This is a genomic window from Kluyvera sp. CHPC 1.251 (assembly GCF_036759945.1).
GTDB classification, from domain to species: Bacteria; Pseudomonadota; Gammaproteobacteria; order Enterobacterales; family Enterobacteriaceae; genus Kluyvera; species Kluyvera sichuanensis.
In genome coordinates this window covers 1-12,979 of sequence record NZ_JAPKIC010000005.1, presented here as the reverse complement: position 1 = coordinate 12,979, position 12,979 = coordinate 1, and the positions used below count along the sequence as shown (strand labels likewise).

Annotated in this window: 15 protein-coding genes; 7 read left to right on the top strand and 8 right to left on the bottom strand. The window is 55.2% G+C overall.

Annotated features, from left to right (window positions below):
* The first annotated feature begins 51 nt into the window (after window positions 1–51).
* The 3 genes from ldcC to tilS all read left to right on the top strand — a co-directional run bounded on the left by ldcC (window position 52) and on the right by tilS (window position 4,022).
* Entirely contained in the window at window positions 52–2,190 is a 2,139-nt protein-coding gene (gene ldcC, locus V6940_RS11270; RefSeq protein WP_333495924.1) for a lysine decarboxylase LdcC, read from the top strand.
* A 62-nt stretch (window positions 2,191–2,252) separates the two neighbouring features.
* Window positions 2,253–2,642 carry a VOC family protein gene (locus V6940_RS11265; protein WP_333495923.1) on the top strand — a complete coding sequence of 130 codons (390 nt, stop codon included), beginning with the start codon at window positions 2,253–2,255 and terminating at the stop codon, window positions 2,640–2,642.
* Window positions 2,643–2,705: 63 nt separating this feature from the next.
* Window positions 2,706–4,022, top strand: a complete 1,317-nt coding sequence (gene tilS / locus V6940_RS11260) for a tRNA lysidine(34) synthetase TilS (RefSeq protein WP_333496124.1) — start codon at window positions 2,706–2,708, stop codon at window positions 4,020–4,022.
* A 1-nt stretch (window position 4,023) separates the two neighbouring features.
* On the opposite strand, the gene rof is transcribed toward tilS, so the two are convergent.
* Both rof and V6940_RS11250 read right to left on the bottom strand, forming a co-directional pair.
* The gene (gene rof / locus V6940_RS11255; RefSeq protein ID WP_035891978.1) at window positions 4,024–4,284 is read right to left on the bottom strand and encodes a Rho-binding antiterminator; all 261 of its coding nucleotides are present in this window, start codon (window positions 4,282–4,284) and stop codon (window positions 4,024–4,026) included.
* Window positions 4,271–4,471, bottom strand: a complete 201-nt coding sequence (locus V6940_RS11250; protein WP_035891979.1) for a YaeP family protein — start codon at window positions 4,469–4,471, stop codon at window positions 4,271–4,273. The genes rof and V6940_RS11250 overlap by 14 nt, the downstream gene beginning before the upstream one ends.
* 176 nt (window positions 4,472–4,647) lie before the next feature.
* Between V6940_RS11250 and V6940_RS11245 the strand changes: the two genes are divergently transcribed.
* The 3 genes from V6940_RS11245 to nlpE are packed head-to-tail and all read left to right on the top strand — an operon-like array spanning window position 4,648 to window position 6,341.
* Window positions 4,648–5,193 carry a YaeQ family protein gene (locus tag V6940_RS11245; RefSeq protein ID WP_333011671.1) on the top strand — a complete coding sequence of 182 codons (546 nt, stop codon included), beginning with the start codon at window positions 4,648–4,650 and terminating at the stop codon, window positions 5,191–5,193.
* Complete coding sequence (gene arfB / locus V6940_RS11240) at window positions 5,190–5,603, top strand: alternative ribosome rescue aminoacyl-tRNA hydrolase ArfB (protein WP_333495922.1); 414 nt, start codon at window positions 5,190–5,192, stop codon at window positions 5,601–5,603. Before V6940_RS11245 ends, arfB begins: the two co-directional genes overlap by 4 nt.
* 36 nt (window positions 5,604–5,639) lie before the next feature.
* Window positions 5,640–6,341, top strand: coding sequence for an envelope stress response activation lipoprotein NlpE (gene nlpE / locus V6940_RS11235; protein ID WP_333495921.1), 702 nt, complete (start codon window positions 5,640–5,642; stop codon window positions 6,339–6,341).
* Window positions 6,342–6,515: 174 nt separating this feature from the next.
* On the opposite strand, the gene proS is transcribed toward nlpE, so the two are convergent.
* The 6 genes from proS to metN all read right to left on the bottom strand — a co-directional run bounded on the left by proS (window position 6,516) and on the right by metN (window position 12,101).
* A complete protein-coding gene (gene proS / locus V6940_RS11230) occupies window positions 6,516–8,234 on the bottom strand; it encodes a proline--tRNA ligase (RefSeq protein ID WP_333495920.1) in 1,719 nt (572 codons plus the stop codon).
* 113 nt (window positions 8,235–8,347) lie between these two features.
* The gene (tsaA, locus tag V6940_RS11225; RefSeq protein ID WP_185669204.1) at window positions 8,348–9,055 is read right to left on the bottom strand and encodes a tRNA (N6-threonylcarbamoyladenosine(37)-N6)-methyltransferase TrmO; all 708 of its coding nucleotides are present in this window, start codon (window positions 9,053–9,055) and stop codon (window positions 8,348–8,350) included.
* Window positions 9,052–9,456: an Rcs stress response system protein RcsF gene (gene rcsF / locus V6940_RS11220; protein ID WP_185669203.1), complete on the bottom strand. Its 405-nt coding sequence runs from the start codon at window positions 9,454–9,456 to the stop codon at window positions 9,052–9,054. The genes tsaA and rcsF overlap by 4 nt, the downstream gene beginning before the upstream one ends.
* Window positions 9,457–9,567: 111 nt before the next feature.
* Window positions 9,568–10,383 carry a methionine ABC transporter substrate-binding lipoprotein MetQ gene (metQ, locus tag V6940_RS11215; protein ID WP_035891986.1) on the bottom strand — a complete coding sequence of 272 codons (816 nt, stop codon included), beginning with the start codon at window positions 10,381–10,383 and terminating at the stop codon, window positions 9,568–9,570.
* A gap of 40 nt (window positions 10,384–10,423) precedes the next feature.
* A complete protein-coding gene (locus tag V6940_RS11210; protein WP_185669202.1) occupies window positions 10,424–11,077 on the bottom strand; it encodes a methionine ABC transporter permease MetI in 654 nt (217 codons plus the stop codon).
* Window positions 11,070–12,101 carry a methionine ABC transporter ATP-binding protein MetN gene (gene metN / locus V6940_RS11205; protein ID WP_333495919.1) on the bottom strand — a complete coding sequence of 344 codons (1,032 nt, stop codon included), beginning with the start codon at window positions 12,099–12,101 and terminating at the stop codon, window positions 11,070–11,072. The genes V6940_RS11210 and metN overlap by 8 nt, the downstream gene beginning before the upstream one ends.
* Before the next feature lie 188 nt (window positions 12,102–12,289).
* On the opposite strand from metN, the gene gmhB reads away from it, so the two are divergent.
* Window positions 12,290–12,853 (top strand): D-glycero-beta-D-manno-heptose 1,7-bisphosphate 7-phosphatase, encoded by a 564-nt coding sequence (gene gmhB, locus V6940_RS11200; protein ID WP_035891989.1) that lies wholly within the window; start codon window positions 12,290–12,292, stop codon window positions 12,851–12,853.
* Window positions 12,854–12,979 lie beyond the last annotated feature (126 nt).

Below are 12,979 nucleotides of genomic sequence, written 5' to 3'. Positions count from 1 at the left end.
GTCTGCGTTCTACCTGCGCTATGATAGGTAAAGGATTTCCAGGAGGAACGCATGAATATTATCGCCATTATGGGCCCGCACGGCGTCTACTACAAAGACGAACCGATTAAGGAGCTGGAAGGCGCACTGCTGGCGCAAGGCTTCAAAATTATCTGGCCACAGAACAGTGCCGACCTGCTGAAGTTTATCGAACACAACCCGCGTATCTGCGGGGTGATTTTTGACTGGGACGAATACAGCGTCGATCTCTGCGGTGAGATCAATCAGCTTAATGAATATCTGCCGCTCTACGCTTTTATCAATAACCACTCGACAATGGACGTTAGCGCACACGATATGCGCATGGCGCTGTGGTTCTTTGAGTATGCACTGGGCCAGGCCGACGATATCGCCACGCGCATCCGGCAGTACACCGATGAGTATCTCGATAACATCACGCCGCCGTTCACCAAAGCGCTGTTTACCTATGTCACAGAAGGTAAGTACACCTTCTGCACGCCGGGGCATATGGGCGGTACGGCCTACCAGAAAAGCCCGGTAGGCTGCCTGTTCTATGATTTCTTCGGTGCCAACACCCTGAAGGCCGACGTGTCGATTTCGGTCACCGAACTGGGCTCACTGTTGGATCATACCGGGCCGCACCTTGAAGCCGAAGAGTATATCGCCCGCACTTTTGGCGCCGAGCAGAGCTATATGGTGACCAACGGTACCTCAACCTCGAATAAAATTGTCGGCATGTACGCCGCACCGAGCGGCAGTACGCTGTTGATTGACCGAAACTGCCACAAGTCGCTGGCACACTTGCTGATGATGAACGACGTGGTGCCGCTCTGGCTGAAGCCAACGCGTAATGCGCTGGGGATACTCGGCGGCATTCCGAAGCGCGAGTTTACCCGCGACAGCCTGCAGCAGAAGGTGAACAGTACCGATGGCGCCGAGTGGCCGGTGCACGCGGTGATCACCAACTCCACCTACGACGGCCTGCTGTATAACACCAACTGGATTAAACAGACGCTGGACGTGCCGTCGATTCACTTCGACTCGGCCTGGGTGCCTTATACCCATTTCCACCCGATCTATCAGGGCAAAAGCGGCATGAGCGGCGAGCGGGTGCCGGGAAAGGTCTTCTTCGAAACCCAGTCCACGCACAAGATGCTGGCGGCGCTGTCGCAGGCTTCTTTAATTCACATTAAGGGCGACTACGACGAAGACACTTTCAACGAAGCTTTTATGATGCACACCTCCACCTCGCCAAGCTACCCGATCGTCGCTTCCATAGAGACGGCGGCGGCCATGCTGCGTGGTAACCCCGGAAAAAGGCTGATCAACCGCTCTGTGGAACGCGCGCTGCATTTCCGTAAAGAGGTTCAGCGTCTGCGCGAAGAGTCGGACAGCTGGTTCTTTGATATCTGGCAGCCGGAAGCCATCGACGAAGCGGAGTGCTGGCCAGTGTCACCGGGTGAGGCGTGGCACGGCTTTAGCGATGCCGATGCCGATCATATGTTCCTCGACCCGGTGAAGGTGACGATCCTGACGCCGGGAATGGATGAACAGGGCAACATGAGCGATGACGGCATTCCGGCGGCGCTGGTGGCGAAATACCTCGATGAGCACGGCGTGGTGGTGGAAAAAACCGGGCCGTACAATCTGCTGTTCCTGTTCAGTATTGGGATCGATAAAACCCGTGCGATGGGGCTGCTGCGTGGGCTCACTGAGTTTAAGCGCGCCTACGATCTTAACCTGCGGGTCAAAAACATGCTGCCGGATCTCTATGCCGAAGATCCTGACTTCTATCGCAATATGCGTATTCAGGATCTGGCGCAGGGGATCCATCGCTTGATTCGCCAGCACGATCTGCCGCGCTTGATGCTGCGTGCTTTCGATGTGCTGCCGGAGATGAGGCTCACGCCGCATCGGGCGTGGCAGAAACAGATCAAAGGCGAGGTGGAAACGGTCGCGCTGGAGGATCTGGTTGGGCGCGTTTCGGCCAATATGATCCTGCCGTACCCGCCGGGGGTTCCACTGTTGATGCCGGGTGAGATGATCACCGAAGAGAGCCGTTCGGTGCTCGATTTCCTGCTGATGCTCTGCTCCGTTGGGCGACATTATCCGGGCTTTGAAACCGATATCCACGGTGCAAAACGCGATGAAAATGGCGTCTACCGTGTGAGAGTCCTAAAAAACCATTGAGGGGTTGCGTGATAACGGCCTGCACGAGTAACGTGCTGATAAACGGTTAACGGAGACAAACGATGCTGGGATTAAAACAGATTCATCACATTGCCATTATTGCGGCCGATTACGCTAAGAGTAAGTCCTTCTACTGCGACATTCTCGGCTTTACGCTGCAAAGCGAAGCGTATCGGGAAGCGCGTGATTCATGGAAAGGCGACCTGGCGCTAAACGGGCAGTATGTGATTGAGCTGTTCTCCTTCCCGTTCCCGCCGGCACGTCCAAGCCGCCCGGAAGCCTGCGGCCTGCGTCATCTGGCGTTCAGCGTGGATGACATTGATGCGGCTGTGGCGCACCTTGAGGCGCATGGCGTGGCTTGTGAAGCGATCCGTATCGACCCGTTTACCGATAAGCGTTTTACCTTTTTCAATGATCCAGACGGTCTGCCGCTGGAGCTATACCAGCAGTAAGGCTTGCCACTGAGCGCTCGGCCCGGTAACGTGCCGGGCTATATCTCCCATTACGACACCGCCATGACATCATCTTCGCTCGCGCAACGACTCTCACCGCACCGCCAGTTTCTGGTGGCGTTCAGCGGTGGCCTCGATTCAACGGTGCTGTTGCATCAGTTGGTCTGCTGGCGACAGCAGGAGCCAACGCTATCGCTGCGCGCAATCCACATTCACCACGGTATTAGCCAGAACGCCGATAGCTGGGTAGAACACTGTCAGCAGGTCTGCGCGCAATGGCAGGTGCCGCTGGTGGTGGAGCGGGTGACACTGGCGCAGAGTGGCATTGGGCTGGAGGCTGAAGCCAGAACCGCGCGCTATCAGGCGTTTCACGAGGTGATCATGCCCGGTGAAGTGCTGGTCACAGCGCAGCATCTGGACGACCAAAGTGAAACCCTACTGTTAGCGCTTAAACGCGGCAGCGGACCGGCCGGTCTTTCGGCAATGCCAACGCATGCGGCGTTTGGTGACACGCAGCTCATTCGCCCGTTGCTCCAGGAAACCCGTGCGGCGTTGCTGCAGTGGGCACAGACGCATGCGCTGACGTGGATTGAGGATGAGAGCAATCAGGACGATGCCTACGACCGCAATTTCCTGCGTTTGCGCATCCTACCGTTACTCAACGCCCGCTGGCCCCACTTTGCCGAAGCGGCGGCCAGAAGCGCGGCGCTCTGCGGTGAGCAGGAACAACTACTGGATGAGCTGCTGGCCGATGAGCTTGCACGGCTGCGTACGGATGCCGGGACGTTGACCATCGAACCAATGATGGTGATGAGCGCGCCAAAACGGGCGGCGATTTTGCGCCGCTGGCTGGCGTGGCACGGTGCGCCGATGCCTTCGCGTGAGATGCTCGCGCGGGTATGGCAGGAGGTAGCGCTGGCGCGGGAAGACGCGACGCCTTGCCTGCGTCTGGGCAACTTCGAGGTTCGCCGCTATCAGCAGCAGCTTTGGTGGGTGAAGACGCTGGAGGGGCAAACGGAATCGGTGCTGGAGTGGACTGACCGCACGATGCCGCTGGTGCTGCCGGGGCAACTCGGTGAGCTGCACTGCATCACCGGAGGCGATATTCGTCCGCCGCAGGCAGATGAACCGGTTTCCGTACGGTTTAAAGCGCCTGGAATGCTGCATATTGTCGGGCGCCATGGTGGCCGTAAGCTAAAGAAAATCTGGCAGGAACTGGGCGTGCCACCCTGGCTGCGCGATACCACGCCGCTGCTGTTTTATGGTGAAACGCTTATTGCGGCTGCCGGTGTCTTTGTTACGGTCGACGGGTTGTGTGAAGCAGGTGAGGGCATTGCGCTGAGGTGGGATAAAACGGGCAGCGACGCCGCCCGTGATTGAATCATGATTCGCTAACGACCACGGTCCCGATTTCGGGGTGGCTGAAGCTGGTAATACGGTCGAGGCGCAGTTCGCGCAGTTCACCCGCGCTATCGACGACCAGATATTCCACGTTCTTACGCGATAACAGATCATGAGCCTTGGCTTGCAGCACTTCGCCGTCTTTCAGCTCCAGTGACAGGACGAGGTGGTGCTGGCAGGCGAGCTCAAGATTGTCATAGTCATCACAATTGATGGGTTGATAAGTATCATTCATCGACATAATCGCTCACCAGTAAGTTTGCCGCCGCATACGCGGCTTTTTCCCTGATTGATTCGGAAATGGCATTATCCGCCGCAACATCGTTCAACACTTTCAGTACACAACCTAGCGCATCCGGGATATACCCCAAATCACCGCTCGCAATCTCTGCGTAGCGTTGACGAATCAACTCACAATAGTTGCCCACGTGCCCTCCTGTCTGCGCTTCAATAAGCCTATGAAGATAATCTCTGTTTAGCAAGGTGACTATATCATACTCATTTAAGCATTATCAGCGGGATGAGTGACGGCGGATGCAATTCAGGACAGCCTTTTGGCCCTGATTTCGCTACAATGACCCCCATTTTTCGCAGGAGTGAAGTCATGGCGCTGAAAGCAACAATTTATAAAGCGGTGGTGAATGTCGCGGATCTCGACCGCAACCAGTTTCTGGACGCGTCGTTAACGCTGGCTCGCCACCCTTCCGAAACTCAGGAGCGCATGATGCTGCGCCTGCTGGCGTGGATTAAGTACGCGAATGAACGTCTGCAGTTTACCCGCGGACTCTCGTCTGAAGACGAGCCGGAAGTATGGCTACGCAACGATCACCTGGGCATCGATCTGTGGATTGAACTGGGTCTGCCGGACGACCGTCGAATTAAAAAAGCCTGCAGTTTGTCTCAGGAGGTGGCGTTGTTCACCTACAATAGTCGTGCTGCGGAAATCTGGTGGCAGCAGAACCAGAACAAGATGGCGGGCTTTAAAAACCTGACGGTCTGGTACCTCGATGACGAACAGCTGGCGAAGCTGAGCGCCTTTGCCGAGCGCACTATGACGCTACAGGCGACGATTCAGGAAGGTGCGATCTGGCTTTCTGACGCTCAGAATAATCTGGAAATTCATCTGACGCCGTGGCAGCTGCCGGCATGATTGTTATCTCCCGGCAGGTAAGTATTCCTGACACGGAGTTGACGATTACCGCCATCCGGGCGCAGGGGGCGGGCGGTCAGCACGTGAATAAGACCTCAACGGCAATTCACCTGCGTTTTGACATCCGGGCCTCCAGCCTGCCAGAGTATTATAAAGAGCGCCTGCTCGAAGCCAGCCACCACTTAATTTCTGCCGATGGTGTGATTATTATTAAGGCGCAGGAGTACCGCAGTCAGGAAATGAACCGTGAGGCGGCGATAGCTCGCCTGGTTTCGGTTATCCAGATGCTGACCGCAGAACAAAAAAGCCGACGACCAACGCGCCCAACCCGGGCATCGAAGGAGCGGCGGCTAACGTCGAAAGCGCAAAAATCTTCAGTGAAAAACTTGCGCGGTAAAGTTCGCTATTAAGCCGGACGTGGATGTAATAAGAATAAGGAATTGAGGGTGAAAAAAGCGATATTGGCCATTGCGGCTACGGGGATGCTGTTTGGGCTTTTCGGATGCAACCATTCGGAAGTGAAAACCCTGAAGCCGACTCAGGCGGCTGAGTTGACGCCGATGCAGCAAAGCTGGCGTGGGGTGATCCCTTGCGCCGATTGCGAAGGTATTGAAACCTCGCTGTTCCTTGAGAAAGACGGTACCTGGGTGATGAACGAACGCTATCAGGGCGTGAGCCGTGACCCGTCGTCGTTTGGTTCCTACGGCACCTGGGCGCGTACCGCCGACAAGCTGGTGCTGACCGACAGCGAAGGCGAGAAGTCTTACTATCGCGCGAAGGGCGAAAAGCTGGAGATGCTTGACCGCGAAGGTAATCCGATCGAGTCAAAGCTTAACTACACGCTGGAACCGGTGAAAGCTAGCCTGCCAACCACGCCGATGGCGATGCGCGGAATGTACTTCTATATGGCTGATGCGGCCACCTTCACCGATTGTGCTACCGGACAGCGCGTGGCGGTAGCCAATAACGCGCAGCTGGAGCGCGACTACGCCGCCGCGCAGGGCAGTGACAGCAAGCCGATTCTGCTGGTGGTCGAAGGGCACTTTACCGTGGAACCGAATCCGGATACCGGCGCGATGGTGAAAACGCTGGCGACTGATAAAGCCGGGACGTTTGCACCGGGTAAAGACTGTACTAGCGCGAAGTAACGACATTTGTAGGCCTGATAAGCGCAGCGCCATCAGGCAATTTGGAACCGATTGCCGGATGGCGGCGTAAACGCTTTATCCGGCCTGTAACGATAAAAAAAGCCTCGCAAATGCGAGGCTTTTTTGTAGCCCGGACGAGGCGGTAACGCCGACTCCGGGAAGGCACCGAGCGGATCAGCCTTTAATGGCTTTCACCAGGTAATCCACGATATCGCCGGTTTTAATCAGCTGCTTCTCGCCGTTACGACGGTATTTGTATTCGATATCGTCGTTGTCGAGGTTACGGTCGCCCAGCACGATGGTGTGAGGAATACCGATAAGCTCCATATCGGCGAACATCACGCCTGGACGCTCTTTACGGTCGTCCATCAGCACTTCGATACCCTGCGCACGCAGTTCAGCGTACAGCTTCTCAGCCAGCTCCTGAACGCGGTAGGACTTGTGCATGTTCATTGGCAGAATCGCAACCTGGAACGGTGCAATAGCGTCTGGCCATACGATGCCGCGGTCGTCAAAGTTCTGCTCGATGGCAGCAGCAACCACGCGAGTCACACCGATACCGTAGCAGCCCATAGTCAGGGTCTGGTTACGGCCGTCTTCGCCCTGTACGGAGGCTTTCATCGCTTCGGAGTACTTGGTACCCAGCTGGAAGATGTGGCCCACTTCGATACCGCGTTTAATCAGCAGCGTACCTTTGCCGTCTGGGCTTGGGTCACCGGCAACCACGTTACGAATATCAGCCACTTCTGGCGTCGCCACGTCGCGATCCCAGTTGATACCGAAGTAGTGTTTACCGTCGATGTTAGCGCCAGCCGCAAAATCGCTCATCACGGCAACGGTACGGTCGATAATGACCGGAACCGGCATGTTGATTGGGCCGAGAGAGCCTGGACCGGCTTTCACCAGCGCACGAATCTCTTCTTCCGTGGCGAAGGTCAGCGGGCTGGCAACTTGTGGCAGTTTTTCCGCTTTCACTTCGTTCAGTTCATGATCGCCGCGAACCAGCAGGGCAACCAGCGGAGACTTGCTGCCTTCAACTGCTTTCACCAGCAAGGTTTTCACGGTTTTCTCGATTGGCAGATTGAACTGCTCAACCAGCTCGGCGATGGTTTTCGCGTTCGGCGTATCGATCAGGGTCATTTCCTGGGTAGCTGCTGCGCGAGGCTCTTTTGGTGCCACGGCTTCAGCGAACTCGATGTTTGCCGCGAAGTCGGAAGAGTCAGAGAAGATCACATCGTCTTCGCCGCTCTGCGCCAGTACCTGGAATTCGTGAGAAGCACTGCCGCCGATAGAACCGGTATCAGCCTGTACTGCGCGGAAATCCAGACCCATACGGCTGAAGATTTTGCTGTAGGCTGCATACATCGCGTCGTAGGTTTCCTGCAGGGATTCCTGAGAAGTATGGAAAGAGTAGGCATCTTTCATCAGGAACTCGCGGGAACGCATCACGCCGAAGCGTGGACGCACTTCGTCACGGAATTTGGTCTGGATCTGATAGAAGTTCAGCGGCAGCTGTTTGTAAGAGCTCAGCTCGTTACGAATCAGGTCGGTGATTACTTCTTCGTGGGTTGGACCCAGTACGAATGAACGATCGCCACGGTCTGCAATACGCAGAAGTTCCGGGCCGTACTGTTCCCAACGGCCGCTCTCTTCCCACAGTTCAGAGGGCTGAACTACCGGCATTAACACCTCGATCGCACCGGCGTTGTTCATTTCTTCACGCACGATGTTTTCGACTTTTTTCAGGACGCGCACGCCGGTCGGCAGCCAGGTGTATAACCCGGAGGCCAGCTTGCGGATCATCCCGGCGCGCAGCATCAGCTGGTGGCTGATAACCTCGGCGTCGGCAGGTGTCTCCTTCAGAGTGGAGAGCAGGTATTGGCTAGTACGCATGTTGTTACGGTTCCAGTTGAACGATCGAACAGGCTCAAGTTGAGCCTGGCACAAAAACAAAAGTGATTTAGTTTACCAGCGAGAAAGGGATGTCAAAAGAGAGCGCGGAGAAATTACCGGGCTTCCAGGGCAAAGACCTCAAATCCTGAGGGCGTTACGCGCCAGCGGACGTTAAAGTCCAGCAGCCAGACGGCGTAGGTTTTCCCCTCTTCCTCGTTCTTACGATAGGCCGGACGCGGGTCCTGGGCCAGCACTTCGGCAATAAAACGACGTAAATGTGGATAGCGTTTTTCCAGGCCGATAAGCTGCTGGGCAATCTCATCGCTGAAGGTGACCTCAACATCGGCCTGCGGCGCGTCCTGGGCGTAACTGGCGCGCGCGTCAGGAAGCGACTCAGCGAACGGCAGGTAGGGCTTAATATCGACGACTGGCGTACCGTCCACTAAATCAAGCCCGCCGAGTTCCAGAATGACGTGCTCTTTCTGGCAGCGAACGCCGCGCAGCTCAACCAGCGACATCCCGATAGGGTTCGGACGGAAGGTTGAACGGGTGGCAAAGACGCCCATCCGTGCATTTCCGCCGAGGCGGGGCGGCCGCACCGTGGGACGCCAGCCGCCTTCCATCGTCTGATGGAAAACGAACAGTACCCACAGATGGCTGAACGCTTCCAGGCCGCGTACGGCATCGGCCTGGTTGTAGGGGGGCAGCAGGTGCAGCTCACCGCTGCAGCTTTTGACCAGCCCCGGCTGACGAGGTACGGCAAACTTCTCTTTATAAGGAGAACGGATAACGCCTATTTGTTCAAAAACGAATGGGCTCATTGCGCGCTGACGTTAAGGGCTGATCCGACGCATACTGCCTGACGGTAGCAGCCTGGCGCGCCGCTGGTGACTTCGCAGCTGTGCAGCAGCACCGCATTGGCTTTCATTTTAGAGGCGTTAATCTGCATGCGTTTGCGTGCAGTTGGAATATTGGGTGGTGAATCCTGATTAGTGGCCTGGCATGAATCACCGGAGACTTCGCCCAGATCGCGGAACGGTTTACCGACCAGATCTTCGGCGTTGGTGATAATTCTCACCGGCGTAGCGCGTGGCGCTTTAGGTTTCGCGGTCTCCGTTTTCGCGGGGGTCGCAGTGCTTTGAATAGGTTCAACAGGAGATCTGTTTAGCATGGAACAGCCACCTAACAGGAGCGCTAATAAACAGACCGGTAAAGCACGCATAGTAATTCCTCTATAAAGGGTAGACCAGAGGGGCTATTGAATCAGGTGCTTGCATAAATGACAAGACGGGCATGCGCCCGTCTTGAAAGATACTGCTTAGCGGTAATACGATTACCAGCCTTTAACAGCGCCGCCGTTAAAGATTTTGTTCGCTGCTTCGTACACTTCGTCAGACTGGTAAGCCTGAACGAATTTCTTCACGTTTTCAGCGTCTTTGTTATCTTCGCGGGTCACGATCAGGTTCACGTACGGAGAGTCTTTCCCTTCAACGAAGATACCGTCTTTCGCCGGAGTCAGGTTGATCTGGCTGGCGTAAGTGGTGTTGATAACGGCCAGCGCAATCTGCGCATCGTCCAGGGAACGTGGCAGCTGTGGTGCTTCCAGCTCAACAATCTTCAGGTTTTTCGGGTTCTCGGTGATGTCCAGCGCGGTTGGCAGCAGGCCCACGTCATCTTTCAGTTTGATCAGGCCCACTTGCTGCAGCAGCAGCAGGGAGCGACCGAGGTTAGTCGGGTCGTTTGGAACCGCAATCTGGGAGCCCGGCTGCAGTTCGTCCAGAGATTTGATTTTCTTGGAGTAGCCTGCGATTGGGTAAACGAAGGTATTACCGACGGAAACCAGTTTGTAGCCACGGTCTTTGATCTGCTGATCCAGGTATGGTTTGTGCTGGAAGGCGTTGGCGTCGATGTCGCCTTTGCTCAGCGCTTCGTTTGGCAGAACGTAATCGTTGAAGGTAACCAGCTCAACGTCCAGGCCATATTTTTCTTTCGCGACTTTCTGCGCAACTTCAGCAACCTGCTGTTCTGCACCGACGATCACGCCGACTTTAATGTGGTTTGGATCTTTCTCGTCCTGGCCGCAACCAACAAGTGCCAGAGAACCAATCAGGGCTCCAACTGCCGCAAAGGTTTTAAAATTGAACGCCATGCTTATATCCTTAAACTTTTGAGTTGTGTTGTGTGTAACGCTATTTATGAGTGACTGCCCGAACGATACGATCGCCAGATACTTGAATTAAATAAACCAGAACGACCAGCAATACCAGTACTGTATTCATCACTACCGCATTATATCCAATGTAGCCATACTGATAGCCAATCTGGCCCAGACCGCCGGCACCGACGGCACCGCCCATCGCGGAGTAACCAACCAGCGTAATCAGCGTGATGGTTGCCGCGTTCACCAGGCCTGGCAGCGCTTCTGGCAGCAGGACTTTACGTACGATCTGCATCGGCGTGGCGCCCATTGCGCGGGAAGCTTCAATCAGCCCGGTAGGGATTTCCAGCAGGGCGTTTTCCACCATACGTGCAATGAACGGTGCGGCACCGACCGTCAACGGAACGATCGCGGCCTGCAGGCCGATAGAGGTACCGACAATAATGCGGGTAAATGGAATCATCCATACCAGCAGGATAATGAACGGGATGGAACGGAAGATATTCACCAGCGCAGAGAGAATACGGTAGAGCTTGCCGTTCTCAATGATTTGCCCCGGGCGCGTGGTATATAAAAGCACACCGACCGGCAGACCAATCACGAAGCCGAAAAAGCCCGACACGAATGTCATCGCCAGCGTTTCCCAGACGCCACGCGCCAGTAACCACATCATGGCCTCAGACATAACCCAGTACCTCTACTTTTACATGGTGTTGCTGCAGCCAGGCGATGGCTGCTTGCGTATCTTCAGGCGTACCGTGCATTTCCGTCAGCATAATGCCGAACTTCACGCCGCCTGCGTAATCCATCTGCGCGCTAATAATGTTGTTGTTCACGTTAAAGCGACGTGCGGTTTCCGACAGCAGCGGAGCATCAACCGAATGGCCGGTAAACTCCATGCGCAGCATCGGTACGCTATCAGCAGTTTGTGCATCTTTCAGACGCGCCTGGTAATCTTCTGGAATATCCAGATGCAGCGTGGACTGAATAAACTGCTGTGCCAGCGGGGTCTTCGGATGAGAGAAGACTTCGCTCACCGTATCCTGCTCGATAAGCTCGCCGTTGCTGATAACCGCCACACAGTCACAGATACGCTTTACCACATCCATTTCGTGGGTGATGAGCAGAATCGTCAGACCCAGGCGACGGTTAATGTCTTTCAGCAGTTCGAGGATGGAGCGAGTGGTTGCCGGATCCAGCGCGCTGGTGGCCTCATCACACAGCAGAACCTTCGGGTTGCTGGCCAGCGCACGGGCAATCGCCACACGCTGTTTTTGCCCACCGGACAGATTTGCCGGGTAGCTATCATGCTTGTCGCCCAGACCTACGAGGTCCAGCAGCTCAGTGACGCGACGTTTTACTTCATCTTTAGGCGTGTTATCGAGCTCCAGCGGCAGCGCAACGTTGCCAAACACCGTGCGTGAAGAGAGCAGGTTAAAGTGCTGGAAGATCATGCCAATCTGGCGACGCGCTTTGGTCAACGCCGCTTCGGACAGTGCGGTAAGTTCCTGGCCGCCAACCTGAACGCTGCCTTCTGTTGGGCGTTCAAGCAGGTTGACGCAGCGAATCAGCGTACTTTTACCTGCACCGGATGCGCCAATGACGCCATAAATTTGTCCCGCAGGCACGTGCAGGCTAACGTTGTTCAGCGCCTGAATAGTGCGGTGGCCCTGCTGGAACACCTTGGTGATATTCGAAAGTTTAATCATTAGATTATTTATTATCGGTTAGGAGTTATCCGTGGCATTTTCTTCTGCCAGAGACGGGCGATGACCGTCAACAAAACGGATGTTAAGGCATCTAGACGGCTAAATCAATCTGATTTATGCGATCGACGCTTTCTTGCCTGTCGAAACATGCGATACTAAGAATACATGCCTTATTCAGGAGCAACACGGTGGCAAAGTCTGTACCCGCTATTTTTCTCGATCGTGACGGCACGATTAATGTCGATCATGGCTACGTTCATGAAATCGATGAATTTGAGTTTATTGATGGCGTTATCGACGCCATGCGCGAATTAAAAGAGATGGGCTATGCGCTGGTGCTGGTCACTAACCAGTCTGGTATTGCTCGCGGGAAGTTTACCGAAGCGCAGTTTGAAACGCTGACGGAATGGATGGACTGGTCTCTCGCAGACCGCGGTGTCGATCTGGACGGCATCTACTATTGCCCGCATCACCCGCAGGGTACGGTAGAAGAGTACCGCCAGGTGTGTGATTGCCGTAAACCGCATCCGGGAATGTTCAAATCAGCGCAGGAGTTCCTGCACATTGATATGGCTTCTTCTTATATGGTCGGTGACAAAGTAGAAGACATGCAGGCAGCTGCGGCAGCGAACGTGGGTACTAAAGTGCTGGTGCGTACGGGCAAACCGGTTACCGAAGAAGCGGAAAAAGCCGCGGATTGGGTGATTAATAGCCTTGCAGACCTGCCAGCTGCTATCAAAAAGCAGAAATAAGCGGCAAAGAGGCGAAAAGGTGAGCGGTTGAAAGAAAAATGCATTTTTCCTCTTGTCAGCCTGAATTAACGCCCTATAATGCGGCCCCACTGAGACGGAACAACGGCAAACAAGCCGCCGGGTCAG